Source organism: Tenacibaculum sp. L6, from assembly GCF_028823685.1.
In the GTDB taxonomy this organism is placed as follows: Bacteria; Bacteroidota; Bacteroidia; order Flavobacteriales; family Flavobacteriaceae; genus Polaribacter.
In genome coordinates, this window is record NZ_JAPEHZ010000187.1 from 1 (window position 1) to 605 (window position 605).

Sequence of the window (605 nt, forward strand, 5' to 3'; positions counted from 1 at the left end):
AAAATTAACGCAAACAACGAATATGACAATTCTTATGTTTTAAACTTAGATGAAGCTTTAGGTGTACAAGATGCTTATATTCTTGCTTGGAGACCTACTGACAATGGAAAAGCAGTTGTAGCTTATCGTCATGCTGGTTCTACAGAAGGTGTAGCTGGTGCTCAAGGCTTTTTTGCTCTTGTAGATTTGAATACTAAAACAGCTACTAAGATAGATGCCATTCCTTACGATCCTGACTTCTACCTATTCCAATATCAAGGCTTTGCTGTTGAAGGAAACGAAGTATACCTAACACAAGCCCCAGTAGGTGAAAACGGAAATATTTATATCGTAAACACTGAAACAGGCGCAGTAACCAAAGGAGCTGAGTTAATCAACGCCGAAGGAAGCCACTTTATTGGTGCTTGGTAAAGAGTAACCGAACACAAATAACCTCTAGTTCCATGTTGACAACTCAACATGGAACTTTTTTTTTGAAAAAAATCAAACAAAAAAACACTGTTTTTCAACCACTTAAAAAACAGTTCAAAAAAAAGTTTTTCAAAAAGCAAAAAAAGTTTTTGCAGTATCAAAAAACGTTATATATTTGCCACGCTTTAAAGGAA

Annotated in this window: 1 pseudogene; it reads left to right on the forward strand. The window is 35.4% G+C overall.

What is annotated here, in order from left to right:
- Positions 1-411, forward strand: a pseudogene (locus tag OU788_RS12650) (hypothetical protein); the annotation flags it as partial.
- Positions 412-605 lie beyond the last annotated feature (194 nt).